Source organism: Micromonospora sp. WMMD754, from assembly GCF_049315235.1.
Taxonomy (GTDB): domain Bacteria; phylum Actinomycetota; class Actinomycetes; order Mycobacteriales; family Micromonosporaceae; genus Micromonospora; species Micromonospora sediminicola.
On sequence record NZ_CP186058.1, the window covers coordinates 6,206,395 to 6,230,737 of the forward strand.

Sequence of the window (24,343 nt, forward strand, 5' to 3'; positions counted from 1 at the left end):
GCATGTAGCGGCATCATTACGGGATGGCTCGCAGGTCGCGTCGACCGTTGTACGCGGTGTTCACCGTCGCTGCGTTGGCACTGTTCGTCGCCCTCGGGACGCGGTTCGGCTGGTGGCGGGCGTTCGGTGACCCGGAGAAGGGCGCCTGGCCGTGGATCGAGGCTACCGGTTGGGTCGTCGGCGCCGTCTCCGGCACCCTCGGCGCCGTCTTCGGCGGCGCGTCCCTGGTGATCACGCTGCGTTCGATGCGGAAGGAGGTCGGCCAGGCCGCGCCGGCACCTCAACTGCGGCGAGATCCTTCATTGCTGGACCGCGACAGCGAGTACGAGCGCCTACGCGACCGGCTGACCGAAGGCCCGTGGGGCGTCGTTGCCGTCACCGGCCCGCCCGGCATCGGTAAGACCAGACTGGTCGACGCGGTGCTCGACGAGGTGATGGGTGCCGACAAGACCGTTCGGGTGTACAAGCATGAAGCGGTGCCATACGGCCGGCTGGACGTGCGCAACTTGATCGCGGATCTTGAGGGCCGGCACGGCAGGCCCGCGGTGCTCCGGCCGGGGGAATCACTGCTTGGCCGCCTTGAAGCGGCGTTGGAGGGAACGGAGCTGAGGCACATCGTCATCGTCGTCGACTCCGCCCAGCACCTCGTCGGCCCGGGCGATCGCAGGCACGTCGACTTTCAGCTTGACGAGGCGCTGGAAGCGTTCGCCACAGACCATCGGCACCGAGTGGCTGTCGTGTTGCTCAGCCGGGATCCGCTGGAGGCTCGCGCCCGTGGCACGTGGTCCACGGTGGATCCACCGATCGCGCTGGGGCGCCTACCGAAGCCGGACTTCGCGAGCTTCCTGCACGCCCTGAACAAGGGGGGCCGGCTCGGGCTGACGGACCTGCCCCCGGCGGACCTGACGATGCTGTACCGGAAGCTGCACGGCAATCCGCGCTGTGCCCAGCTGATACAGGCGATCGTCACGCATTCCGAGCCCGCCGTTCGGGTAGCTACTGTCCTTGCGAGCGTCGCGCAGATGGAGCCGGCGGACACGCCGCGGCGCCTCGCCGACTTCCTCTGCCAGCACCTGCCCGCGCCCCGCCGCCGCGTCATCGAGGCACTCGCCGCCTTCGCGACACCAATCGATGCCGCCGGGGTGACCGCGGCGCTGGCTGGCAAGGCCACCCGGGATGAGGTCGAGGGCATTCTGGAGGTACTGGCGGAGAGTGAGTTCGTCACCGCGACACAAGTCGGGCTGTACCAACTGGAGGTGACTGACGTCGACTCGTTGCTGCCCAGAGACGTCGGGGAGCGGCGTGTCCTGCTGCGACGCGCGGCAGACGTGCTGGGGCGGCGGCGCGTGGCAGAGCCACGCGACATCGATGATCTACACATCCACTTCGCTCAGATGCGTGTACTGCTCAGGAGTGGGTGGTATCCGGTGGCCTACGACGTAATCGAGCTTACTGCCGACATCCTGAATGAGTGGAACTGCGGCTTCCTGCTGTTCGACCAGCGCGTGGAAGTTTGCGGCAAGCTCGGCGATCCGGCCCTGGAGATGGCCAACGACAACGAGCTGGGCGACCTACACGGACGGCGTGGAGACTTCGACGCGGCCAGCCAAGCGTACGGCCGTGCGCTGGACCGGGCAAACGAGACCGGTACTCCCGAGATTCGTACCAAGATCCGCGCCAACCTTGGTGCGATGTACTGGCAGAACGGCGACGCCGAGTCTGCCTACAACTACTACGAACAGGCGCGGTCGGAAGCGCAGGCACAGGGCGCTTTGGTGGTGCTGATGGGTGCGCTCGAAGGGCTGGCCGACTGTCACCGGCGCTGGGGAGAGTACGACCAAGCCTTGGGCCGCGCGGAGGGGGTTCTCGCTATCGCGGCGCGCCCTGATTTCGCCGACGCTACTGGCGCCGGAGGCGACGGCTACGCGCGGATGGTCCGTATCCTGTTGCGGCTCGCCCGCTGGCATACCGAGATGAAGGACCCCGACCGGGCCGAAAAGTACATCGAGGACGCCGAACAGGCGGCGGCATCTCGTGCGGACGATTGGCGGTTGGTTGCCTGCCGGGATGCTCGCGCCGACCTCCTGCTCGCGCAAGGCAGGCTCGGTAAGGCGATCGAGATGGCGAACGACGCGGTCGAGCAGGCGGTGCGAGTGCACGATCCGGTGACCATCCTGCAGGCCCGCACCACCCTAGCCATAGCGTATCTGACACGGGACGAGGTCGGGACGGCCAGGCAACACATCGAGAAGGCGGATCGGTACCGGCGGGACGGGCAGGCCCTCATCGTGCTCGCGCTGCGGGCGCTCACGACCCAGGAGTCGGATGCTGTCGCCGCCGGGCGTCTCTTCGACGACCTCGCCGGGCAGGCACGCAAGCGGATCGATCGGGACGGGCGCGACTTCGGCGCTCGCCACATGTTGGGGTTCGCCATCTGTGGCCAACGCCTGAGCACGAGCGAGTCACTCCGCCCCGCCCACCACGAGTTCACGGTAGCCAACGATGCGACCAAGGCGGCCGCACCTTACCTCCGCGAACGGATGCAGATGCTGGTGAGCCGGCTCGATGGTTACGCCCAGCGGCCCGGTGGGCTGCGGCCGGTGCTCGACGTGCTGGCCGACACCGGGTCACGGCCGGCGGGATAACCGATTGGCGGCGGGCGGAAGCCATCCGAGCTCCTGTGCCCTCAGGACCGCTTGCATCCTCGTCTGCACGCCCATGTCCCGGTACAGCGACCGCAGCATCCGGAACATCGCACGCTCCGAATAGCCGACGCGACCGGCCAGCTCGGGCACCGTCGTGCCGGCCGCGAGTTGGCGTAACCACGACAGCCGTTCCTCCGCAGGCCGGTGCGGCCAACCGTCGCTCGGCAGACTCGCACTGGCCAGCGCGGCGAGAACCTCGGCAGGCAGCACGGCCAGACCGTCAGCGGTCGCCTCCACGGCCCGCAACACCACCTCCCCCTCGGAGCCTCGGTACAGTACGGACGTGGCGCCGGCCCGCACTGCCCGAACACCAGCCATGCTGGGCGTCTGCTCCGCCAACTGCTCCTCCAGCAGCGCCACGACGTGGGCGGACCCGGCGTCGTGCAGCGCACCGAGCAGATCCCAGCTCTGCTGGGACGACAGCGTGACCAGGACGACCGCAGGCTGGCGGGAACGCGCCCACGCCAGGACGTCCTCCGGCGTCTCGACCCGGTGACCGGCAGGAGACAGCACGGTCGCGACGCCTCGCCGGAACATCGGAAGGGGATCGACGACCGCGACATGGACCACCACCGGCAAGAGCTAAGCATCTACCGCCGAGGAGTAGATGGACCGCCGCGCCCCGGGCAGGATCATGCCGCATTCACGTCACCATCCTGCCGCAGCCTGGCATGGACCGGCATCGGCGCTCGTCTTTAGCGTGGTCACGTGTTGACCCCACCGGAGGTCCGCATGGTCCATGACGACGACACCAGCGAGCCGCTGCACAACGTCATCAGCGACGGCGACTTGGCCCCTGCCGAACGGCCGGCCGACCTGACCGATGCAAGATACAACTACATCAAGAGAATCGCGATCGATGAGCCCAGCTGGGGGCCGCGGCAGATTTACGAGTGGATCCACGAGGATCCGAACCGGCACGATATCACTCGCGCGATGATCTACTACGTCCTGAAGTGGGAACGGCCCGCGAGGCAGCCACGTCTGGCCCGCCCCCCGGTCGCTCGGCGGCCGGGCACCAACATTTGAGACCGATCCCACCGATGAGGCTCGTGGCCGTCCCCGCGACGCAGCAAATCGATCAGGAACCTCCACACGCAGCGCGTCCGGGCAGCTCTTGCATGGGACAACAGACGCACTCTCCTCGGCAGATCCGGATGCCGACGCTACGTGGCCCGCTTTGGCAACGGCCTCGTTGCAATTAGGCCCCGCGAGTGGGCCTGGACGTAACGACCAGGCCCACCCCGCGATAGTTCCAGCTCAGGCGAGAGGATGAGGCTCGTTGGTCAGGGCCGCCAGAGCGGCGGCGACCTCCTGCAGACTCGCTCGGACGTAAGTGCTGGTGGCACCGGCGTCGCTGCCGCTGTCGGTGTGACCGGCGTACGCGCGTGCCACGGCGTAGCCGAAGTTCCGCTCGACCCACGTCAGCGTCGTGTGCCGCAGCCAGTGCGTGCTGATCTGCTGCACGTGCACCCACGGCAGGTGCTCACCGAGGCGCACCCACAGATGGTCGTAGCGCCGATAGGTGATCGGCTGCCCGTTGCGGTAACGCAGCAGCTGCCCCGTTCCCACCGCCTGGCGTTCCTCGGCGTGCTGCTGCAAGTGCCTCATCAACGTCGGTGACACCGGTTGCCACCGCACCGTGTCGCCCTTTTCCCGCAACAGGATGAGGCACTGATCCGGGTCCAGGTCGACCGGCCGCAACGCCAGCGCACCACCCCGGCGGCACGCCGTCTCGGTGTGCAGCCGCAGCAGCAGGCTGTCCAACGCCGGGTCATCGCCCGTGCTGGCAGCGACGGCGTTGATCTCCGCCAGCCTGATGTCGGCCACGGCCCGGCGAGTGCTGGGCAGGCGCCGCGGCTTGGCCACCTTGAGGGCCGGGTTGTCCGCCGCGGCGACGTACCCGTCGGCAACGGCCCGCTTATACAGGCACCGCAGCGAGGCGATCAGATGCTCCGCCGCGCTTCGCCCGCCCCGCGCGTTGCGCCGGGCCACGACGTGCGCCTTGGTGTACTCAGCGAGCTGCTCGATCTCCGACGGAGTCGGCTCGTCAAGCCGCCGCTGCCCCCACTGCTCTAGGACCCGCTTCCAGTATGAGCCGTACGCCCGCCGGGTCCCGTCGCTGACCGCCGCCGCTACCACCGGCACATACTCGGCGAACGTCGGCGCCGGCGGACGGTCCGACGCCGGCTCGACGAGGTCGGCCGGCGAGATCCCCATCCGCGCCAGCAGTAACCGCGCGGCATCCAGCTCCGACCGACCCACGGTGGTGTCGCTCATGCCTGACGACCGCCTAACGCGTCGGCGTGCACCGCGACGACCATCGCGTCCAGTGCGGAGGGAGGGTGCACCACGAGCAGGCCGTCAGCGGGGTTGGCGGCCAGGAACACGCGGTCGCCGGCGGTGAGCCCGCACCAGTGTCGGACGGCCGCCGGCAGATGCAGATGGCCTTGGCCGCTGACGGTGAAGACGCCCTGCCGGTCCAGCCGGACAACGATGACTCCGGCGCCCTCGCGGATGTACAGGCGCGTGCCCGGCATCCAGCCGAGGGCCCGGATGACCGTGCGGTCGGCGATCCGGCCACTGCTGTCGATGGCAGCCAGGCCGTACACCATCGTGCCGGTCGCGCGGCGACGGCAGAACCGGCAGGGGCAACCGCGGACGGCGAGGCGCTCCACCACGGGGGCGACGGGACTCCTGCCCCCGGTCGGCCAGCATCACCGGCGGGATGACGGGAGCCACAGAACGATCAACCACGACAATCGCCCCCGATCGAGACAGGGTCGATCGAGGGAGTCGCTGAGCTGAGAGTTGCGTGGTCAAGTGCGCTTGACCACCAGTACGCGAAACACAGCATGGATGCTGCAATTTGGTGTCCGAGGGGCGACACGGTCCATTCCCCCACCGCCGATGACGCTCGGCGCAACCCTCAGGCTCGAGCGAGCCTAGCTCCGGCGCGGAGTCCGCACCCAGGACCTCGCCATCGAAGCCGGCCGCAGCCACATCGCCAGGAGCTCAGCGGGCCGGCCGCCGCCTGCCTGAACCTCGGTCCTGCACTCCTGGAACAGCCATGCGCCCAGTCGGTGGGGAGCGCCCACCGATCAGCTCGGCGGTGCCGCGACACTGGCCCGGCTGATGAGGGTGGGCACGACGGTGCGCTGCCGGACGCCGCCGTCCCCGGATCCGGGCTGCGCGCCCAAGAGCTCGAAACTGGCTCGCGCGACCGCGTCGAAGTGTGGTCGCACTGTGGTCAGTGGTGGCATGAAGTACGCGGCCTCCGGCACGTCGTCGAAGCCGATGACGCTGACGTCCTCCGGGACTCGCCTGCCGTGTTCCTGAAGCGCGCGTAGTACGCCGAGAGCGACATGATCGTTGGCGGCGAAGATCGCGGTCGCTTCGGGCATCCGGGCCAACAGTTCCGCGCACTCGTATCCGGACGCCGCGGACCAGCCGGCCGGCAGCGGTGGCGGCACATCGGCCCCCGCCGCGACGAGTGCCTCCTGCCATCCTTTCTGACGGGCAGCGCTGCCGAACCGGTCCGGTGGTCCGGCGACGTGCCAGACGGTGCGATGTCCCGCGTCGAGCAGGTGTCGGGTGGCCTCGCGGGCAGCGCTCACCTGGTCGATCGTGACCACGGCCGCCGATCGCTGGATGTCGCCGTCGATGGTGACGAGGGGGACGTCCGTGGGAAGGCGGTACAGGGCCACGTCGGCCACCTCGATCGGGGCGATGACGATGATGCCGGCGACCCGGTGCGCGAGAAGCCGGTCGACCGCTTCGGAGATGGAGTGCTGGTCGGGGCGCGGCACGCAGCTGACGCTGACGGCCAGCCCGTCCTGCGCCGCGATCCGTTCGACCTCGGTGAGCAGGGATGCCGGACCGTAGAGGCTGGTGCTCTGCGCGATCACTCCGATCATCTGCGATCGGCCGGTGACCAGCGCTCGGGCTGCCCGATTGGGTCGGTAGCCGAGTTGCGCGATGGCCGCCTGAACCCGCAGGCGGGTCTGTTCGCGGACGGTGGGGTGCCCGTTGAGGACGCGGGAGACCGTCATGTGGGAGACGCCGGCGAGGCGAGCCACGTCCGTCATCGCTGGACCGCGCACGGCACCCACCTTTCCGCCTGCCCGTGGGTGCCCACCCACGGGCCTTGACCGATCCGAGCGGTCAGCACTGGCGCTCCGGTGGAGGCGTACCGGAGCAGCCTTCGCCGCTGGTCGGGAAGGGTGGAGCAGAGTCTACGCAGCCAGCCCGCGTACCTGAACAGCTGAATGAGATGTGCGGTGAGCATCTTGCGCACGGAGCGGGGAGGGGTGCGGCCCGACGGGGTGGGGTCCCGCCGGGCCGCGTCCTGATCGGGTCGGCACGTCTCTGCCGACCCCGCATCAGAGACAGCTCGCCCTTCGTGAAGGTGAGTGTCCTGATCCGTGGCGATGAGTCACCGGAATCGGTGGACCCGGAGGCCGCGATGGCGTCCGGCCGGCGGGTCCACTCCTGCGCGAGTCGGTCCGACGACGTCCTGGCCGGTGGCCTCCGTGTTCAACCGTGAGCTGTCGACGCCCGCGGCAGGCGCAGGGACGGCCTGCCGCGTACCCGCCGCGTCGTCGCGCCGCAGCGGGCCGCTCATGAGGCGACGCAGCTGAGGTCGGACGGTGCGGACCCGGCGCCGGTGCCCGTGAAGCCGAAGCTGGTGCTGGCCTGCGCGGCCACCTTGCCGTTGTACGGCTCGTTGCTGACCGTGTTCTTGCCACCGGTGGTGCTCAGCCTGCCGTTCCAGACCGAGGAGATGGCGGTGCCCGTCGGGTTGGTCCAGGTCACCGTCCAGCTGTTGATCTGTGCGGTGCCGGTGTTCTTCACCTGGATCTCGCCCTGGAAGCCGCCCTGCCAGGCGTTGGTCACCTGGTATGTCGCGGCACACCCGCCCTCGCCGCTGCCGCCGGCCGGGGTGGTGACGGTCGCGGCCGGCGACAGCGCCGACACGTTGCCGGCGGCGTCGCGGGCCCGCACGGTGAAGGTGTACGTCGTGTCTCCGCTGAGGTTCCCGGCCCGGTAGCTGGTGCCGGAGACGGTGCCGACCACCGTCGCGGGCGCGGTGCCCACGGCGCGCAACACCTCGTACGACGTGACTCCGACGTTGTCGGTGGAGGCGGCCCAGGTGAGGGTGGCGGCGTTGGCGGTGACCGCGCTGGCGGTGGGCCGGCCCGGAGCGGTCGGCGCGACGGTGTCGTCCTCGCTGCCGCCGGCGTAGCGTTCGGTGAGGCTGATGCCGGTGGTGGCGGTGTTGCCGCCCAGGCGGACCTGGTGGTCCAGGCTGACGAACTTGCCGTTGTGCTGCCAGAGCACCGGCTTGAGGATCTGGTTGTACTTCGTCTCGTCCCAGGTCTTCCAGTCGTCGAGCAGGAGCCCGCCGGTGTCGCCCGAGTTGGGGTTCAGGCACCAGAAGGTGTGGTGCAGCTTGTACTCGCCGATCAGGTCGCGCAGCGCCTTGAGCCACTTGTCCTGCCGGGCGTCCTGGCCGAGGCGTCCGCCCCACTCACCGATCAGCAGGGGCGCGGTGTTGCCCTCGTGCAGGTAGAGCCAGTTCGGGCGCCACACGTCGTCGGTCAGGCTGGCCTTGTCGAACGCGCCCTGGAACCAGGGCTGCTCGTAGACCAGCGGTCCGTAGTCGTGCGGGGAGTACACGAGCTGGTCCTGGTTGGCGCCGAGGTCGACCGGGAAGTCCTTCGCGCCGCGCAGGTTGCCGCCCCACCAGTTGTTGTAGTAGTTCGGGCTCAGGTCGGGGTTGGTCTTCGGCGAGTCCCAGTTCTTGCCCGGCCGGGGGTACGCCTCGATCCCCTCGCACATGATCAGGACCTTGGGGTTGATCGCGAGGATCCGTCGGCCGGCCGTCTGGCAGGCGTTCTTCCAGTTGTCGGCGTCCGTGCTGCCGTCCCACTTCGCCCGGGGGGACTCGCCCGGCTGGCCGTGCGGCTCGTTCTTGATGTCCATCGCGACGATGGTGTCGTTGTCCTTGTACCGCGCGGTGACCCACTCCCAGCCCTGGTAGAACTGCTCGGGAGTGACCGTGCCCTTGTACCAGACCGGATAGACGTGGCCGGCGTTGTCGGCCTCGGCGCTGTGCACGTCGAGCACGACCTTGAGGCCGTACTTCTCGCACAGGTCGAGCCAGTGGTCGAAGATCTGCAGGTTGTTCATCCCGGCCAGTTCCGGGTTGGCCGCCAGGTTGACGTTGGGCATGACCGTCTGCCCGGCCTTCCACTCCAACAGCAGCTGGGTGGAGATCGGGACCCGAACGGTGTTGATGCCGCGTTCGGCCATCTGCCGGGTGATGGTCTCGAGGTTGCCGCCCCACAGGCCGTGGAAGACCCGCTCGGTGGCGTTGAAGCCGAACCAGTTGACTCCGGTGAGCCAGACCTGGTTGCCGGCCTCGTCGACGATCTTGTTGCCCTCGGTGTGCAGCCAGTCCGCGGCGGGTGCCGCGCTGTCGGCCGCCGGCGGCAGCGCCGCTCGGGGTGGCGGGGCCGCCGTGGCGGTCGCCGGCGTCGACAGCCCGACGGCCACGCAGGCCGCCAGCGCGACGCCGCGCACGGTTCTCTTCACAGACATGCTCTGTCCTTCGACGGTGGTGGTGTGGTGGCAATGCCAATGGGAGCGCTTCCATCGGCGAGCATAAGCAGCCCGAGAACCACTGCCGTCCAGCCGGATGACGCGACCCCCGCGGCGAACCCCCGCGCCGCATCCGCTTGAAACCCCGGTCACCTGCGACAACGTCTGCCGTATGGCCTCGGACCGGGCCGGTGGTCACCGGCCCGATCGCTGAAACGCGTTTCACGCAAAGCCGCAGGTCGTCGCCGAATAGCTGGCCAAGGGCTGGTACCCGGGACGTACGGGATGTTGGCTTCTGGCACCGAGCGGCGGCTCCGATCGGAGCGGGCCGGGGGCCGGGCACCCCGCCGCTCGCCGGAATGGGCGACCGCGGCCTGGGCCACCGCGCCGCCACCGGACTCACTCGTCTGCGGAAACACCGGCCGGCCTCGGTCGGCGAAGGCGGTCCCGGAAGCGGGGCCGCGAGGAGGAAACATGCAACTGTCGGCAGCACCTACCCGGCGTGTGCTGGCCGTCTTCGGCGTCCTGGCCCTCACGGCCGGCGTCGTGACGGTCCTGAGCGCGCCCCGGCCGGCGCAGGCGCACGGCGCGCTCCAGGCCCCGGCCAGCCGAACGTACGCCTGCTACACCGACGGCATCGTCGGCAGCGGCGAGATCGTGCCCGAGAACCCGGCCTGCCAGGCCGCCGTGGCCGCCGGCGGCACCCAGCCGCTCTACGACTGGTACGGCGTCCTGCGCTCCGACGGCGGCGGTCGCACCCGTGGCTACATTCCGGACGGGCAGCTGTGCAGCGGCGGCAATCCGAAGTACGCCGCGTACGACGCTCCCCGGGCGGACTGGCCGGCCACCCCGGTGCGGGCCGATGGCACGTACGACTTCTCCTACGGCGCCTGGGTGCCGCACCCCGGTGGAATCCGGCTGTACATCACCAAGGACGGCTACGACCCCACCAAGCCGCTCACCTGGGACGATCTGGAGGCGCAGCCGTTCCTGACGGCAGATCCGCAGCCCCCGGTCAGCGACGGCGCCTACCGCTTCAGCGGCCAACTGCCGCACCGCTCCGGCCGACACGTCATCTACTCGGTCTGGTCGCGGACCGACAGCCAGGAGACGTTCTACGGCTGCTCCGACGTCGACTTCAGCGGACCTGGTGGCCCGACCCCGACCCCGACGCCGACGCCGACCGGGCCCACGCCCACGCCCAGCACCTCCCCCACCGCCCCACCGGCCGTGGCCTGCCGGGCGAGCCTGCACACCGACAACAGTTGGAGCGGCGGCTTCCAGGCCACCCTGACCATCACCAACACCGGCACGACGACCATGACCAACTGGTACGCCAGCTGGACGTTCCCGACCGGAGTACGGCTCGACCAGGTCTGGAACGGCACTCCGATGCAGAGCGGCACCACCGCCATGATCCACGCGGCGAGCTGGAACCGGGTCCTGGCACCGGGCGCCTCGACCACCGCCGGACTGCTCGGCAGCGGCACCACCGCTCCCACCTTCAGTGACGTGACCTGCGGCTGAGTCCAGCCGTACCCGCCCCACCACCGGGTGCGGTCCACGTCCCCGACGTGGACCGCACCCCCACCACCGCAGGAGCACCGATGACCCGTCCCCTCCGGCTGCCGACCAGACGGTCGGCACCGACCGCAACCATCGCCGCGGTCCTGGTCACCGCCGCGGCGGTCCCCGTGCTGTTCTCCCCACCGGCCGCCGGCGCGGCGGCCGCCTCGTGTGCCGCGACCTACCGGATCGTCAACCAGTGGTCCGGTGGTTTCCAGGCCGACATCCAGGTGACCAACACCGGCACCGTGCCACTGACCGGCTGGCGGCTTTCGTGGTCCTACCACAACGGTGAGCGGGTCAGCCAGGGGTGGAACGTCACCGTGACCCAGGACGGGTCGACGGTGACCGCCGCCAACGCCACCTTCAACGGCAACGTGACGCCGGCCGGGTCCACGACCATCGGGCTGCTGGGCACCGGTCAGCCGGACAGCCAGGCACCGGCGGTCGCGTGCGCGGACCCCGCTGGCGCGGGCTCTCCCACCCCGTCGGTCCCGCCGGTCAGCCCCACCCCCTCGACCACCCCGAGCGGCCCGCCGGACGCCGCCTGCGGAACCGCGACGTTCTGCGACGGCTTCGAGGCCCAGGGTGGCACCGTGCCCGACGGCGCCTGGACCGTGAGCCGGCCCCACTGCCAGGGATCCGGTACGGCCACCGTCGACACCGCCGTCGCGCACTCCGGCACCCGATCCGTGCGGGTGGACGGCCGCGCCGGCTACTGCAACCACGTCTTCGTCCGACCGGCCGCCGACCTCACGCCGGTGGGCCGGACCTGGCACGTCCGGTTCTACGTCCGCCACAGCACGCCGCTACCCGACGGCCACGTGGCGCTGGCGGCGCTGCGGGACGACGCCGACGGCGGCAAGGACCTGCGCCTCGGCGGACAGAGCGGTGCGCTGCAGTGGAACCGGGAGTCGGACGACGCCACCGTGCCGGTGCAGAGTCCGGCGGGCGTGGCGCAGAGCCGTCCGCTGCCGACCGGCACGTGGAACTGCGTGGCGTTCACCGTGGACGGTGATCGCGGCACGATGTCCACGAGCGTGAACGGGACCCAGGTGCCGGGCCTGCTCGTCGACGCCGTACCCACCGCCGACGTCGACGCGCAATGGATGGGCCGGACCTGGCGTCCGCACCTCAGCGACCTCCGGCTCGGCTGGGAGAGCTACGGCGGTGGCGACGACACCCTCTGGTTCGACGACGTCGCCGTGTCGGCGTACCCGCTCGCCTGCTGACCGGTGGCTGCCGGGGTCGTCTCCCCACGACCGGCCCGCGCCGCCGGCGGGAGACGTCCCCGGGACCGGCGACGCCGGCTGCCTGAAACGCGTTTCACGGCCTCGTCCGGCCCGGCCGGGGTCCGGCTCGTCACCGCCTGTGGCTCGCAAACGGCGGCGACGGTACGTGACGCGCCGACGCCGGTCACCGCCGTCGATGCCCGGACGGCGGTGACCGGCGCGGATGCCGTGGACGGGACGCCACCTCCCGGCAGTGGCCCCGGCCGGAACGGCGGGGCACCGCCGGCCGGGGTGCGGGCCTCCACGGCACGCCGGCCTTGCCAGGCCTTCCCGGCCGTGCCACGCTTCGGTGATTCCGGCGCAGTCGGGCCACGCCCCGCCACTCGGAAGCAGGTCCCCGCGACGAGACCTGCTTCCAGCGACCTCAGCCGGGCTCGTCGCGCCGCGGACGCGCCTGCCTGTCCACAGAACGGCGGCCGGCCGCTCGGTACCCGACCTCGAGCCGGAGCATGATGCGCGCGCAGCCGACCGTCCAACAGATCGCCGCCGCGGCGCAGGTGTCACCGGCCACGGTGTCACGGGTGCTCACCGGCTCCGTCCGCGTGACGACGGGAGTCCGGCAGCGCGTGTACGCGGCGATGGCGCAGCTCGGCTACGTCCGGCGAGACGCCCGGCACCCGGGTCTGCGGAAGCCCCCGGTGGTGGCCCTGGTGATCTGCGAGCCGACCGCACGGGTGTTCGCCGACCCGTTCTTCGCGCGGCTGGCCGCCGGCGCGGAGGCCGAACTGTCGATCCACGGCTCTCCCATGCCGATCCTGACGGCGGCACGGGACAACCTGGCCGGGATCGAACGCTACCTGCTCACCGGCGGCGCCGACGGTGTCCTCCTGGTCAGCGCATACCACCAGCATCCGGTTGCCCGGGCGGTCGCCACGTCCCCGGTGCCGGTACGCGGCGTCGGCCGCCCGGCCGAGCTGGACATTCCGTTCGTCGACGTGGACAACCGCGGGGGCGCCCGCGCGGCGGTGCGGCACCTGCTGCGCAGCGGGCGTCGCCGGGTGGCCATGATCGCCGGGCCGCCGGACCTGCCAGCCGCCGCCGACCGCCTCGCCGGGTACCGCGATGCGATGGCCGAGGCCGGGGCCGAGCCGGCGGCCACGGCCTACGGGGACTTCACCCAGGCGTCCGGAACGCACGCCATGCAGTGGCTGATCAGCCGTGCACCGACGATCGACGGTGTCTTCGTCGCCTCGGACGCGATGGCGGTCGGTGCTCTTCACGCGCTGCGCCGTGCCGGCCGCGCCGTACCCGGCGAGGTGGCCCTGGTCGGGTTCGACGACGCACCTGTGGCCACCATGATCCAGCCGGCCCTGACCACCGTCCGCCAACCGGTCGAACAGTTGGGCAGGATCGCCTGCCGGCTGCTGCTGACCGACATCCTCGAGGACCGACCCACCAGTGACACCGTCGTACTTCCCACTGAACTCGTCCGTCGTGCGTCGGCCTGAGCCGCCGGCACCCGGGCGCTGGCCTACGCCGGGTGTGACGCTCGCCGGCCGTTACCGACTGGTGGAACGCATCGGCGCGGGGGGCATGTCGGTCATCTGGCGGGCCTTGGACGTGGAGCTGGACCGTCTCGTCGCGGTCAAGCTTCCCGGCCCGGACCGCGACGTGCCGGTGGACCGGGACGCCCTGGCACGCACCGAGGCGCGCACCATGGCGGCCGTCTCGCATCCCGACGTGGTGGTCGTGCACGACGTCGGACAGGTCATGGCACCCGACGGCACCACGGTCACCTTCCTGGTCCTGCAGATGCTGGCCGGGGAATCGCTGCTCGACGTCCTGGCCTCCGGGGCGCTCGGGTGGCGCCAGGCCGTCAGGATCGCCGCGCGGCTGGCCGCGGTGCTGGCGGCCGTCCACGCACACGGCGTCGTCCATCGGGACGTCACCCCGGACAACGTGATGGTGGCCGACGGCGAGGTCAAGCTGCTCGACTTCGGAATCGCCGCGAGGATCGGGGACCGCCCGCAGCGGAGCTGGACCTTCGGCACTCCCCCGTACCTCGCGCCGGAGCGGCTCGCCGATGCTCCGGCTGATCCGGCGGCAGACGTGTACTCCCTCGGCGCGTTGCTCGTCGAGATGCTCACCGGCAGACCGCCGGACGATGCCATCCGCATGCCCGCCGCAGTCCCGACCGAGGTGGTGCGACTGTGCGACAGGTGTCTGCGGCGGGAGCCGAGCCGGCGCCCGTCGGCAGCGGAGGTCGCCGCCGAGCTGCACGCGCTCACCGATCCGATGTCCGCCGGACACCAGCCGCCCCGGACGCCTGCACCGGCGGCCGCGCCGGCCGGCCGGGTGGTGACCGCGGTGCTCGAACCGGCGGCAGACCGTCGTGGGCGAGGACCGGTGATCGCCGGGGTGGCCACGGTGGTCGCGGGCGCTCTGGCTGCCGCCGTGACCATCGTCGCGCTCACTCGCTCGCCGACGCCGCCGCCCGAGGCCCAACTGCCCGCGCCTGAGCTCTCCTGGCCGCCCCTGGTCCGGTCGACGCGGCCGGTCACGACGCCCGGACCATCACGGAGCAACAAGCCGACCCGTGTGCCGAGCGCGATCCGCTCATCCACGCCCTCGACCGGCGGGCCTGCTTCCGCCACGACGGGACCGTCCGCCAGTCCGACCGTGTCTCTCGCCGTCGCCGCGGCCGAGCTTCGCGAGTTGCTCCGCCGGGATCTCGCCGAGGGCACCGTGACCTCCGGCGCGGCGCAGAAGATCGACGCTCAGGTGGTGAACGTGGTGAACAACCAGAACGCCCGGGCGGACAACCTGGCCCAGCTGATGTCGGACCTGCGCCGGAGCCTCGCCGACGAGATCCGCGACGGCGGGGTGTCAGCGGCGGCGGCCCCGGCGCTCACCGACGCCGTCGACCGCGTCGGCACGGCCGTGTCCCGTTCCACGCCGGCCGGCTGATCCGGGGCCGCGCCCCGGCCGGTCCCGTCGAACTACTCAGTTCAGATGGGCGCGCAGATGGTCGAAGATGGCCGGCGCCGCCACACAGAGCTGCTGGAAGCCCTTGGTGAAGTTCACGTCGTCGGTCCCGTCGTCGGCGTAGCCCTCCAGGCCGCCGGTCACCAGCAGCAGGAACGTCGCCCCGTCGGACATGTCCGGGGTGCCGGCGTCCTTGGTGACGTTGAGCAGGGCACCCAGCCCGCTGTTCGGGATGCTGGTGTCCGCGGCGCATCGGTCGTCGGCCTCGTCGACGAATCGCTGGCCCGATCCGCCGAGTTCCACCAGGGAGATCCGGTTGGCGGCGCGTCGGGCAGCCTGGTGCAGGTAGTCGCAGGCGGACTGGTCCTTCGCGCAGTTGTACGCCTGTCCGCCGCTCGGGTAGCCGGGGCTGGGGTCCGTCCAGTGGCTGACGATGCGTACCTTGGCCAGGTCGGCCGGGGCGTGGTGCTCCAGCCAGCACACCGCGCCTGCGATCTCCGACATCGGCCCCCAGTTGAGCACCGTGAGCCCGCCGGCCCGGATCGAGGCGACGAGCGCCTCGACGGTCGCCGGTGGCTGCCGCAGCCACGGGTTCGCGGCGGTGCAGGTGGTGAAGCCGTCGCCATCGGCGCAGGTGGAGGCCAAAGTGATGCCTGGCAGGTGCGCACCGAAGGACGTTCTCGCGTAGTCGAGGGCCTTGGCGCAGTTGATGCCGACGGTGGTCGCGCCGACGACGACCCTCTCGACGGCGAACTTGTCGGCGTACGCGCTCAGCGCCGCGAGGGTGACGATGTCGTCGCGGTCGGTGCCGCCACCGGGAACACTCATGTCGCTGAGCACCCACACCGAGGGCCGGCCGGCGGCATCCGTCGGGTCGGGCGTCGGGGCACCGGAGCGGTTGTCGACGGTGAAGATGACGGTCCGTGTCGTGGCGGCCGCACCCCTGGCGGCACGCACCGTCAGGGTGTACCGCCCGTCCGCGATCCGGTTGGTGTCCCAGCCCGTCGCCGCTCCGTTGTGGTCGCCGTGGAAGAAGTACGGTGCGGACCGTTCGGTCCAGACGTCGCTCGACGGGCCGGACAGGGTGAAGGTGACGGCATCGGTTGCTCCCCGGACCTTCGCCTGGACCACCGTGACGCCTCGCACCGTGCCGCCGTCCGTCGCGCCGGTGATGGCGGTGATGGTCGGTGCCGCCGCCGCGGAGGCACTCGGCGCGGTCCCCCACGCCGCCGCGGCGGCGAGCACCAGCACACCGGCGGTACCCAGCAGACCAACTCCTGCACCACGACTGCTCATCCTCGGGCCTCCTCCGTGTCGACCGGCGGCGCTTCGCGAGCGCCGGCGGTGGGATCTGCGCAGGAACACCCCGCGGGGACGGCGCGGGTTTCAGGTCGAACGGCGGTCGGGCTCAGAGATCGAGGCGGGCCAGTGCCGCGACGGTCAGTTCGTCACGCAGCACGTCCTGCAGCTGCTGGCGTCCTCGCCGCAGCCACGTCTTGACGGTGTTCTCCGGTACGCCGAGTTCCTCGGCCACGTCCCGAACGGGGAGATCGACGAGGTAGTGCAGGACCAGTGCCTGCCGGTGGCGTACGGGCACCTTTCGCAGCGCGTCCACGACGGCGGTGTGGTCACCGTCCTCGGGCTGCCCGCGACGACCGGCGCCGAGGCGCAGCATGGCGGCCGTCGCGCGAAGTGCCTGCCGGCGTCGGGAGAACGCGAGGTTGAAGGCCACTCTGCGGACCCACGCCTCGGGCAGGTCGTACTCTCTGATCTTCGCCCATCGGACGAGCGCGCGGGAGAACGCCTCCTGCGCCAGCTCCTCGGCATCGTGGCGGTTCCCGGTCAACGCGTACAGCTGACCGACCAGTCGACGATAGGTGGCGAGGTAGAATTCGGTGAACTCCCGGTCCGTCGACATCGAACCTCTCAGCCAGGGATCGCCCGTGACTGTGGCGGCCGTCCGACAGCAACGAGGCCCACTCACCCGCCATCCGCTACCGCACGCTATGTGACGGCCGGTTCAGCGTCAAACGCTACAGTGGCCTCGACGACGCTTCGAGGAGACAGCGGTGACGGACGGTGGGCGCGACGACAGTGCGACGCGGGACGCCCTGCGCCGCCTGGCCGGCATCGCCGCGGACACCGCCCGGCCACCAGACCTGGCGGATCTGCAGCGCCGGACCCGCCGACGCCGTGCTCGTACCGCCGGTGCCGTCGGAATGGTCACCGCAGCCGTGCTGGCCGTGCCGATCGGGATCGGGGCCCTGAGCCCGGCCGGGCAACGCGGACAGGCGGTCACCGGCCCGGCGGTGGGGCCTACCACCACGACATCTGTCGCGCCGACGGCCCGACCGAGTGACGGTCAGGAGCCGCTGCAGCCGACCGTGGAACCCTCCACCGGCACCCGCAGGGTCAAGCTGTTCCTGCTGCGCGAGCGCGCCGGTCAACCCTGTCCGCAGATCGTGCCGGTGACTCGCGAGTTGCCCACCGAGGGGGTGGCCAAGCGGGCGCTGGCCGCGCTGCTGGACGGGCCGACACCGGCGGAGCAGTCGGCGGGGCTGACAAGCGTCTTCCGCGACGACGCCTACCGGTTCCGGTATCTCAAGCTGGACGGGCCGACGGCCCGCGCCGACTTCACCGACCTGGACGGCGTCCTGGCCCCCGACGACAGGTGCGAGAAGATCAAGCTGCTGGAGCCGATGCGGCGAACCCTGGAGCAGTTCGGCTGGATCCGCGAGGCCCGCTTCTCCATCCGCGGTGACCAGCGGGCCTTCTATGTGGACGTGCTGCACGACCAGGTGCCGAAATGACGGCACGAGCCGGAGCCCGGTTGACGGGGTCCGGCTCGGCCGCGTTCCGTCCAGCGCACTGGATCGGCCCCGTCCAGGACGAAGTCCACCCGGTCCGCGCGGCCGTCCGTTCGGCCTCCTGACAGGTGCCTTCTGTCTGGACCAGAAGGGCGCTCGCGACAGGACGCTCCACAGGCGACGAGGGGTTCAGCACGTGCGGTAGACGTAACCGGGGCTGTTCGGGCGGCTGAGCCACCGGTCACGCTGCACCACCGACAGTCGGGCCCCGACCGTGCGGCACGCCTGCGCGAAGCCGGCGTCGGTGTACTCGATGACCATGACATGGTCGCCGTAGACGGCGGTGTAGTCGTCGCAGTCGGCGTACCGGCCGCACTCCTCGGCGATGGCGAAGTCGAGACCGACGTCGCGTCCGGCCCGGCCGAGGTCGACGGCATTCTTCTGCGCCACGGCCAGGGAGATCCGGTCGGCGCGGGCGGCGAGCATCCCGACGTACTCGATCGCCTGCACTTCGGTGAGTCGGCCCTGGGACCGGTGGTACGAGTCGAGGTTGTCCGGCTCGACGGCCGGGAAACCGTCGGCGGCGCATCGTTCGAGCCAACCGCCGACGATGGCGGCGAGACGGGCCCGCTTGTCCGGCGTGGAGATGTCGAGCAGGATCTCCTGCCGCGGCGCGTCCACCACGTACCGTCCAATGGCGTCGCGCAGCAGCAGGTCGTCGTGGTAGGCCCGCCACCAGTCGATCTCCTGGGGCTGGGCCTGGAAGGCGTTGACGCGGCAGATGGTGTAGGCGCCGAGGGCCGGGCCGTCCGCCCAGTCGCGGCTGACCACCCGCGCCGGCAGCGGCAGCGGGTAGGCGCCGCCGAGCTGGTAGTCGATCGAGACGTTGGTGGGTGGCCGCCGAACGGTGCGCCGCGCGAAGCCGGGGCGCTGGGAGGCTGCGGTGACACCGCCGCTGCTCGACGAGAGGTAGGCGGTGGTTACCGGCGGCGGGACGGCGGTGGGGGCGTCGGACGTGATCCGAAGGGGACCACCGGGCAGCAGGACGAGCAGGACGGCGATGATGCCGCTCGGCCAGGCGCGAGTTGAGGGTTTCATGGCGCTCCTCGGGTCGGTCACCACCGGGACGGCGGCGTCGACCGGGAACACTCCGGCGGCGCAGCCGGAGTTTCAGCGGGAGGTGGGGGCGGCCCCGGGGCCTGCCGGAGAACCGGAGCGACCATGCGTCGGCACGGCGGCGCCGACGGCCCGCGCAGCCGCTCTCGGCCCGACGCTGAGGTACGCCCGCCCGCTCAGCGGGGCGCTGCGGTGCTGGCCCGCACGACCAGCTCGGGCACGATCAGACCGGCCGAGGGCGGGCTCGTGCCGTCGATCCGGGCGACGATCTCGGCGATGCAGCGACGACCGACCGCGGCGAAGTCCTGCCGGACGGTGGTCAACGGCGGGTGGAAGAACTCCGACTCGGGCAGGTCGTCGAAACCCACCACGCTGATGTCGCCTGGTACCGAGCGCCCGGCCTCTTCGAGTGCGCGGAGCAGGCCCAGCGCCATCTGGTCGTTGGCGGCGAAGACGGCGGTGACGTCGGACCGCTCGAGGATGCGCCGGCCCGCCTCGTAGCCGGAGCGGGGGGACCAGTCGCCCACCAGCACTTCGGGCACGGGAGCATGAGCGGCCATCAGCTCGGTCAGCCAGCCGCTGACCCGGGCGTCCGCCTCGAACCAGTTGATCGGGCCCCGGACGTGAGCCACCGTCCGGTGCCCGAGATCGAGCAGGTGACGGGTCGCCGTCCGGGCCCCGCCGACCTGGTCGATGCCGGCGACCGACTGCTCGCCGTCGCGTGCCTCGACCATCACGAGCGGCACCGTGCGCGCGACACCGGCCACCGCCTCGACCACGGAGCCGACCGGCGCGATGACGATCACCCCGTCGACCGCAGCCGCCAGCAGGTGGTCGATCGCGGACCGCATCGACTGCCGGTCGACCGCGTCGAGCACGGTGACGCTCACGAAGTACCCGGCCCGCCGCGCCGCCTCGGAGATGCCGGTCAGCGTGCCCGCCGGACCGTACTGCTGCGTGGACACGCTGACCACACCCAGCGTCATCGTCCGCTTAGTGATCAGGGCCCGGGCGCTGACATTCGGGCGGTATCCGAGCTGGGCGACGGCCCGCTCCACCCGTTCCCGCACGGAGTCGCTGACGTTGGGCAGCCCGTTGAGGACCCGGGAGACGGTCTGGTGCGAGACGCCGGCGAGCCGGGCGACATCGCGCATGACTGGTGTCCGGGCCCTGCCCGCGTCCTCGCCTTGAGCGGGCGCGCGTGAGGTCATGACCCGTACGGTAACAGTCCGCGCCGCCCGGCCGCGACTCTCGAAACCGTTTAGCAGAGCGGTCACATAGCGATCATCAATCAGCTCTCAGGAGAACTCCGGGAGCTGACGTTACTGCCGCTCCCCACCGTGATCGGCCCTTGATCAAGGGTTGACGCCGCTCGTTGTGACCGTTAACAATGGCCGCCAGCAGCGAGGTGCCGCCGGCACCGTCGGGATCACGGGAGTCGGGGACATGAGCACGCAACCAGGACCGCGCTACGTCGTGGGCGTCGACTTCGGCACACTTTCCGGCCGGGCGCTGGTCGTCCGGGTGAGCGACGGCGCGGAACTCGCGTCCGCGGTCTGCGAGTACCCGCACGGCGTCATCGACACCCTGCTGCCCGGCACCGGGCGACGGCTGCCCCGCGACTGGGCCCTGCAGGTGCCCGCCGACTACCTCACGGTGCTGCGCACCGCCGTGCCCCGGGCGGTACGGGCCGCGAAGATCGACCCGGCCGACGTCATCGGCATCGGCACCGACTTCACCGCCTGCACCATGGTGCCCACGCTGGCCGACGGCACGCCGCTCTGCGAACTGCCCCGCTTCGCCCACGAGCCGCACGCCTACGTGAAGCTCTGGAAACACCACGCCGCCCAGCGCCACGCCGACCGGATCAACGCCCTGGCTGCCGAACGGAACGAGCCCTGGCTCGGCCGCTACGGCGGGTTGATCTCCTCGGAATGGGAGTTCGCCAAGGGTCTGCAACTGCTGGAGGAGGCACCCGAGGCGTACGCCGCCATGGACCGGTGGGTGGAGGCGGCGGACTGGATCGTCTGGCAGCTCACCGGCACCTACATCCGCAACGCCTGCACCGCCGGCTACAAGGGCATCCGCCAGGACGGCCGATACCCGGACGAGGAGTTCCTCGCCGCGCTCAACCCCGACTTCCGCGACTTCGTCCGGGACAAGCTCGACCAGCGCATCGGTGAACTGGGCGCCGCCGCCGGCCGGCTCACCGCCCGGGCCGCCCGCTGGACCGGGCTGCCCGAGGCAACGGTGGTGGCCGTCGGCAACGTGGACGCACACGTCACCGCCGCCGCCGCGCAGGCGGTCGAGCCCGGTCAGTTGGTAGCGATCATGGGCACCTCGACCTGCCACGTGATGAGCGGCGACCGGCTCGTGGAGGTGCCGGGGATGTGCGGTGTCGTGGACGGCGGCATCGTCGCCGGGCTTCCCGGCTACGAAGCCGGCCAGTCCGGGGTCGGCGACATGTTCGGCTGGTTCGTCGCGAACCAGGTCCCCCCGGCGTACGTCGCGGACGCCCGCACCCAGGGCGTCTCCGTGCACGAGTACCTGACCAACCTCGCGGCCCGGGACCCCGTGGGCGCGCACGGACTGGTCGCCCTCGACTGGTGGAGCGGCAACCGTTCGGTACTGGTCGACCACGAGCTGTCCGGTCTCCTGATCGGCATGGACCTCACCACCCGGCCCGAGGAGATCTACCGCGCCCTGCTGGAGTCGACCGCCTTCGGCACCCGCGTGATCGTGGAGACCTTCGCCCGCGCCGGGGTGCCGGTGCGGGAGTTCATCGTCGCCGGTGGGCTGCCGAAGAACCGGTTCCTCATGCAGATCTACAGCGACGTGCTGAACCTGCCGCTGTCCACCGTCGCCTCGGAGCAGGGTCCCGCCCTCGGCTCCGCGATCCACGCGGCCGTGGCGGCCGGCGCCTACCCGGACGTGCCCACCGCCGCGGCGGCGATGGGTGGCCGGGTGGTCGAGTCGTACCGGCCGATCGCGGCCAACGTCGTGGCCTACCAGCGGCTGTACGACATCTACCGCGAACTGCACGACCAGTTCGGGCGCGGCGGCACCGACGCCATGCGGCGCCTCAAGGCGATCCGACGGGAGACCACCGCATGACGATCCACACCGCCCCCGCCGTACGGTCCGCCGTGGCGCACCTGCGCGACACGGTCTGCGCGCTGCACGCCGAGCTGACCCGCTACGAACTGGTCGTCTGGACCGCCGGCAACGTGTCGGCCCGGGTGCCCGGCGAGGAGCTGATGGTCATCAAGCCCTCCGGGCTGCCGTACCACGAACTCACCCCCGCGGCCATGGTCGTCACCGACCTGCACGGCCGGCTGGTCGACGGCGACCGCACCCCGTCCTCGGACACCGCGGCGCACGCCTACGTCTACCGGCACCTGCCGGACGTCGGCGGAATCGTGCACTCGCACTCCACCTACGCCACCGCCTGGTCGGCCCGACGGGAGCCGATCCCGTGCGTGCTCACGATGGTCGCCGACGAGTTCGGCGGGGACATCCCGGTCGGCCCGTTCGCGCTGATCGGGGACGACTCCATCGGCCGCGGCATCGTCGAGACGCTGCGTGGGTCGCGCAGCCGGGCGGTGCTCATGGGCGGCCACGGTCCGTTCACCATCGGCCGCGACGCCCGGGACGCGGTCAAGGCCGCGGTGATGCTCGAGGACGTCGCTCGCACGGTGCACGTCGCCCACCAGCTCGGCCGGCCACCGCGCCTGGAGCAGGAGCACATCGACAGCCTCTTCCACCGTTACCAGAACGTCTACGGACAGCAGGGAGAACCGACTTCATGAGGCAGCCGCAGATCTGGTTCCTCACCGGCAGCCAGGGGCTGTACGGGCCGGAGGTGCTCGACCAGGTCGCCCGCCAGTCCGGCGAGATCTGCGTCGCGCTGGCCCGGCATCCGGGAATCGTGGCAGAGGTCGTGGCCAAGCCGGTGCTCACCGATACCACCGCCATCCGTCAGGTGATGCTCGCGGCGAACGCCGACGACCGGGTGGTCGGAGTCGTCGCCTGGATGCACACCTTCTCCCCCGCCAAGATGTGGATCACCGGCCTCGACGCGCTGCGCAAGCCCCTGCTGCACCTGCACACACAGGTCAACCGGGACCTGCCGTGGAGCTCCATCGACATGGACTTCATGAACCTGAACCAGGCCGCGCACGGCGACCGCGAGTTCGGCTACGTGCAGACCCGGCTCGGAAGGACCCGCAAGACGGTCTCCGGCCACCTGTCCAACCCGGCCGTACTGGCCCGGATCAGCGACTGGTCCCGGGTGGCCGTAGGGGTGCAGGCGCTGCGCACCATGCGACTGGCCCGCTTCGGCGACAACATGCGCGACGTCGCGGTGACCGAGGGGGACAAGGTCGAGGCCGAGCTGCGCTTCGGCGTCTCGGTCAACACGTACGGGGTCAACGACCTCGTCGCCGTGGTCGACGCCGTCGACGACGCCCCGGTCAAGGAACTGGTCGGCGAGTACGAGCAGCGCTACGCCGTCGCGCCGGAGCTGCGCGCCGGCGGTGAGCGCCACGAGTCGCTGCGCTACGCCGCCCGGATCGAGCTGGCGCTGCGGCACTTCCTCGACGACGGCGGCTTCACCGCCTTCACCACCAACTTCGAGGACCTCGGCGGACTGCGCCAACTGCCCGGCCTGGCCGTGCAACGGCTGATGGCCGACGGCTACGGATTCGGGGGCGAGGGCGACTGGAAGACCTCGGTGCTGCTGCGGGCCCTGAAGGTCACGGCGACGGGACTGCCGGGCGGCACCTCGTTCATGGAGGACTACACCTACCACCTGGAGCCCGACCGGGAGCTGGTACTCGGCGCGCACATGCTGGAGGTCTGCCCGACGATCACCGCCCGCACCCCGCGCGTCGAGATCCACCCGCTGTCGATCGGCGGCCGGGAGGACCCGGTCCGGATGGTGTTCGACGCCGACCCGGGCGAGGGCCTGGTGGTCGGCATGTGCGACCTGGGCGACCGGTTCCGCCTCGTGGCCAACGAGGTGACGGTGGTGGAGCCGCTGGCCGACATGCCCCGGCTGCCCGTCGCCAGGGCCGTCTGGCGCCCGCACCCCGACTTCGCCACCTCCGCCGACTCCTGGCTGACCGCCGGCGGCCCGCACCACACCGTGCTCTCCACCGCGCTGACCCGGGAGCACCTGTACGACTTCGCCGAGATCCTCGGTGTCGAACTCGCACTCATCGAGGCGGAGACCACGTCCCGGCGCTTCGCCCACGAGCTGCGCTGGACCAGCGCCTACCACCGGCTCGCCCGCGGGCTGTGACAACCCACCGTCACCACCACCCGAAGG

At 71.1% G+C, this 24,343-nt stretch carries 19 protein-coding genes; 10 read left to right on the forward strand and 9 right to left on the reverse strand.

Annotated elements, in window-relative coordinates; translation table 11 throughout:
• Positions 1 to 56: 56 nt before the first annotated feature.
• Positions 57 to 2,645 carry an AAA family ATPase gene (locus tag ACN27B_RS29075; RefSeq protein ID WP_422742399.1) on the forward strand — a complete coding sequence of 863 codons (2,589 nt, stop codon included), beginning with the start codon at positions 57 to 59 and terminating at the stop codon, positions 2,643 to 2,645.
• On the opposite strand, the gene ACN27B_RS29080 is transcribed toward ACN27B_RS29075, so the two are convergent.
• Positions 2,628 to 3,278: a DNA-binding response regulator gene (locus tag ACN27B_RS29080; protein WP_422746095.1), complete on the reverse strand. Its 651-nt coding sequence runs from the start codon at positions 3,276 to 3,278 to the stop codon at positions 2,628 to 2,630. The genes ACN27B_RS29075 and ACN27B_RS29080 overlap by 18 nt on opposite strands.
• Before the next feature lie 135 nt (positions 3,279 to 3,413).
• Here ACN27B_RS29080 and ACN27B_RS29085 point away from each other — a divergent pair, with 135 nt between their 5' ends.
• Complete coding sequence (locus ACN27B_RS29085) at positions 3,414 to 3,734, forward strand: hypothetical protein (protein WP_422742401.1); 321 nt, start codon at positions 3,414 to 3,416, stop codon at positions 3,732 to 3,734.
• Between the two features lie 231 nt (positions 3,735 to 3,965).
• Here the strand turns inward: ACN27B_RS29085 and ACN27B_RS29090 are convergent, their stop codons facing one another.
• The 4 genes from ACN27B_RS29090 to ACN27B_RS29105 all read right to left on the reverse strand — a co-directional run bounded on the left by ACN27B_RS29090 (position 3,966) and on the right by ACN27B_RS29105 (position 9,308).
• Entirely contained in the window at positions 3,966 to 4,985 is a 1,020-nt protein-coding gene (locus tag ACN27B_RS29090) for a tyrosine-type recombinase/integrase (RefSeq protein ID WP_422742403.1), read from the reverse strand.
• Positions 4,982 to 5,386: a hypothetical protein gene (locus ACN27B_RS29095; protein WP_422742405.1), complete on the reverse strand. Its 405-nt coding sequence runs from the start codon at positions 5,384 to 5,386 to the stop codon at positions 4,982 to 4,984. Before ACN27B_RS29095 ends, ACN27B_RS29090 begins: the two co-directional genes overlap by 4 nt.
• Before the next feature lie 420 nt (positions 5,387 to 5,806).
• Positions 5,807 to 6,793, reverse strand: a complete 987-nt coding sequence (locus tag ACN27B_RS29100) for a LacI family DNA-binding transcriptional regulator (RefSeq protein WP_422742407.1) — start codon at positions 6,791 to 6,793, stop codon at positions 5,807 to 5,809.
• Between the two features lie 532 nt (positions 6,794 to 7,325).
• Positions 7,326 to 9,308, reverse strand: coding sequence for a cellulase family glycosylhydrolase (locus ACN27B_RS29105; protein ID WP_422742409.1), 1,983 nt, complete (start codon positions 9,306 to 9,308; stop codon positions 7,326 to 7,328).
• Positions 9,309 to 9,782: 474 nt separating this feature from the next.
• Here ACN27B_RS29105 and ACN27B_RS29110 point away from each other — a divergent pair, with 474 nt between their 5' ends.
• From ACN27B_RS29110 to ACN27B_RS29125, 4 genes are all read left to right on the forward strand, one after another.
• Positions 9,783 to 10,835: a lytic polysaccharide monooxygenase gene (locus tag ACN27B_RS29110; RefSeq protein ID WP_422742411.1), complete on the forward strand. Its 1,053-nt coding sequence runs from the start codon at positions 9,783 to 9,785 to the stop codon at positions 10,833 to 10,835.
• Positions 10,836 to 10,915: 80 nt separating this feature from the next.
• Complete coding sequence (locus ACN27B_RS29115) at positions 10,916 to 12,106, forward strand: cellulose binding domain-containing protein (protein ID WP_422742413.1); 1,191 nt, start codon at positions 10,916 to 10,918, stop codon at positions 12,104 to 12,106.
• Between the two features lie 509 nt (positions 12,107 to 12,615).
• Positions 12,616 to 13,614 (forward strand): LacI family DNA-binding transcriptional regulator, encoded by a 999-nt coding sequence (locus tag ACN27B_RS29120; protein ID WP_422742415.1) that lies wholly within the window; start codon positions 12,616 to 12,618, stop codon positions 13,612 to 13,614.
• 61 nt (positions 13,615 to 13,675) lie between these two features.
• Positions 13,676 to 15,073 (forward strand): protein kinase domain-containing protein, encoded by a 1,398-nt coding sequence (locus ACN27B_RS29125; protein WP_422746097.1) that lies wholly within the window; start codon positions 13,676 to 13,678, stop codon positions 15,071 to 15,073.
• Between the two features lie 36 nt (positions 15,074 to 15,109).
• On the opposite strand, the gene ACN27B_RS29130 is transcribed toward ACN27B_RS29125, so the two are convergent.
• Entirely contained in the window at positions 15,110 to 16,387 is a 1,278-nt protein-coding gene (locus tag ACN27B_RS29130) for a hypothetical protein (protein ID WP_422742417.1), read from the reverse strand.
• Between the two features lie 112 nt (positions 16,388 to 16,499).
• Positions 16,500 to 17,009, reverse strand: coding sequence for a SigE family RNA polymerase sigma factor (locus ACN27B_RS29135; protein ID WP_422742419.1), 510 nt, complete (start codon positions 17,007 to 17,009; stop codon positions 16,500 to 16,502).
• Positions 17,010 to 17,160: 151 nt separating this feature from the next.
• Here ACN27B_RS29135 and ACN27B_RS29140 point away from each other — a divergent pair, with 151 nt between their 5' ends.
• Entirely contained in the window at positions 17,161 to 17,901 is a 741-nt protein-coding gene (locus tag ACN27B_RS29140; RefSeq protein ID WP_422742421.1) for a GerMN domain-containing protein, read from the forward strand.
• A 186-nt stretch (positions 17,902 to 18,087) separates the two neighbouring features.
• Here the strand turns inward: ACN27B_RS29140 and ACN27B_RS29145 are convergent, their stop codons facing one another.
• Both ACN27B_RS29145 and ACN27B_RS29150 read right to left on the reverse strand, forming a co-directional pair.
• Positions 18,088 to 18,996, reverse strand: a complete 909-nt coding sequence (locus tag ACN27B_RS29145) for an endo alpha-1,4 polygalactosaminidase (RefSeq protein WP_422742423.1) — start codon at positions 18,994 to 18,996, stop codon at positions 18,088 to 18,090.
• 194 nt (positions 18,997 to 19,190) lie between these two features.
• Entirely contained in the window at positions 19,191 to 20,168 is a 978-nt protein-coding gene (locus ACN27B_RS29150) for a LacI family DNA-binding transcriptional regulator (protein ID WP_422742425.1), read from the reverse strand.
• 292 nt (positions 20,169 to 20,460) lie between these two features.
• On the opposite strand from ACN27B_RS29150, the gene araB reads away from it, so the two are divergent.
• The 3 genes from araB to araA are packed head-to-tail and all read left to right on the forward strand — an operon-like array spanning position 20,461 to position 24,316.
• Positions 20,461 to 22,128, forward strand: coding sequence for a ribulokinase (gene araB / locus ACN27B_RS29155; protein WP_422742427.1), 1,668 nt, complete (start codon positions 20,461 to 20,463; stop codon positions 22,126 to 22,128).
• Complete coding sequence (locus ACN27B_RS29160; RefSeq protein WP_422742429.1) at positions 22,125 to 22,823, forward strand: L-ribulose-5-phosphate 4-epimerase; 699 nt, start codon at positions 22,125 to 22,127, stop codon at positions 22,821 to 22,823. The genes araB and ACN27B_RS29160 overlap by 4 nt, the downstream gene beginning before the upstream one ends.
• Positions 22,820 to 24,316: an L-arabinose isomerase gene (araA, locus tag ACN27B_RS29165; protein ID WP_422742431.1), complete on the forward strand. Its 1,497-nt coding sequence runs from the start codon at positions 22,820 to 22,822 to the stop codon at positions 24,314 to 24,316. The genes ACN27B_RS29160 and araA overlap by 4 nt, the downstream gene beginning before the upstream one ends.
• Positions 24,317 to 24,343 lie beyond the last annotated feature (27 nt).

What these genes read in the sequence shown, in the direction of transcription:
- ACN27B_RS29090 (WP_422742403.1), bottom strand. Translation starts at nt 4,985, where the DNA reads ATGAGCGACACCACCGTGGGTCGGTCGGAGCTGGATGCCGCGCGGTTA.
- ACN27B_RS29100 (WP_422742407.1), bottom strand. Translation starts at nt 6,793, where the DNA reads ATGACGGACGTGGCTCGCCTCGCCGGCGTCTCCCACATGACGGTCTCC.
- ACN27B_RS29105 (WP_422742409.1), bottom strand. Translation starts at nt 9,308, where the DNA reads ATGTCTGTGAAGAGAACCGTGCGCGGCGTCGCGCTGGCGGCCTGCGTG.
- ACN27B_RS29110 (WP_422742411.1), top strand. Translation starts at nt 9,783, where the DNA reads ATGCAACTGTCGGCAGCACCTACCCGGCGTGTGCTGGCCGTCTTCGGC.
- ACN27B_RS29115 (WP_422742413.1), top strand. Translation starts at nt 10,916, where the DNA reads ATGACCCGTCCCCTCCGGCTGCCGACCAGACGGTCGGCACCGACCGCA.
- ACN27B_RS29120 (WP_422742415.1), top strand. Translation starts at nt 12,616, where the DNA reads ATGATGCGCGCGCAGCCGACCGTCCAACAGATCGCCGCCGCGGCGCAG.
- ACN27B_RS29130 (WP_422742417.1), bottom strand. Translation starts at nt 16,387, where the DNA reads ATGAGCAGTCGTGGTGCAGGAGTTGGTCTGCTGGGTACCGCCGGTGTG.
- ACN27B_RS29135 (WP_422742419.1), bottom strand. Translation starts at nt 17,009, where the DNA reads ATGTCGACGGACCGGGAGTTCACCGAATTCTACCTCGCCACCTATCGT.
- ACN27B_RS29145 (WP_422742423.1), bottom strand. Translation starts at nt 18,996, where the DNA reads ATGAAACCCTCAACTCGCGCCTGGCCGAGCGGCATCATCGCCGTCCTG.
- ACN27B_RS29150 (WP_422742425.1), bottom strand. Translation starts at nt 20,168, where the DNA reads ATGCGCGATGTCGCCCGGCTCGCCGGCGTCTCGCACCAGACCGTCTCC.
- araB (WP_422742427.1), top strand. Translation starts at nt 20,461, where the DNA reads ATGAGCACGCAACCAGGACCGCGCTACGTCGTGGGCGTCGACTTCGGC.
- ACN27B_RS29160 (WP_422742429.1), top strand. Translation starts at nt 22,125, where the DNA reads ATGACGATCCACACCGCCCCCGCCGTACGGTCCGCCGTGGCGCACCTG.
- araA (WP_422742431.1), top strand. Translation starts at nt 22,820, where the DNA reads ATGAGGCAGCCGCAGATCTGGTTCCTCACCGGCAGCCAGGGGCTGTAC.